This is a genomic window from Achromobacter sp. Marseille-Q0513, from assembly GCF_018195695.1.
GTDB lineage: Bacteria > Pseudomonadota > Gammaproteobacteria > Burkholderiales > Burkholderiaceae_B > Achromobacter.
Map to the genome: position 1 here is coordinate 1 of NZ_JAGTJY010000619.1, position 365 is coordinate 365.

Below are 365 nucleotides of genomic sequence, written 5' to 3' on the forward strand. Positions count from 1 at the left end.
GTTGGAGCCTGCACCTGGTGCGCAGCGGCATTGCATGGGCTGTGGTCAGGCGGTGACAGCGATTCATGACCGCATGATGCGGCGCATCCGCGAGCTGCCGATATTCGATGATCAGGTGGAGCTGCACGTGCCGCGTCTGCGCTTGGCTTGCCTATCCTGCGGCCCCCGCGTGGAGCGATTGGACTGGCTTGACCGGCATTGCCGGGTGACGCGGCGGCTGGCCGAGAGCGTGGCACGGCTGTGCGCGGTGACCTCGGTACTGCATGCTGCTCGTTGGCACGGACTGGACTGGAAGACGACCAAGGCGATCGACTTGCAGACATTGGAGCGCAGGCTGGGGCCGGTGGATCTGGACGGGGTGCGGC

1 protein-coding gene and 1 pseudogene are annotated in these 365 nt (G+C 66.3%); both read left to right on the forward strand.

Annotation, left to right across the window (positions count from 1 at the left end; all coding sequences use genetic code 11):
• Positions 1-34: 34 nt before the first annotated feature.
• Positions 35-148, forward strand: a pseudogene (locus KDH83_RS32925) (hypothetical protein); the annotation flags it as partial.
• 30 nt (positions 149-178) lie between these two features.
• The coding region (locus tag KDH83_RS32785) for a helix-turn-helix domain-containing protein (protein ID WP_283093876.1) at positions 179-365 on the forward strand (187 nt) is incomplete at its 3' end.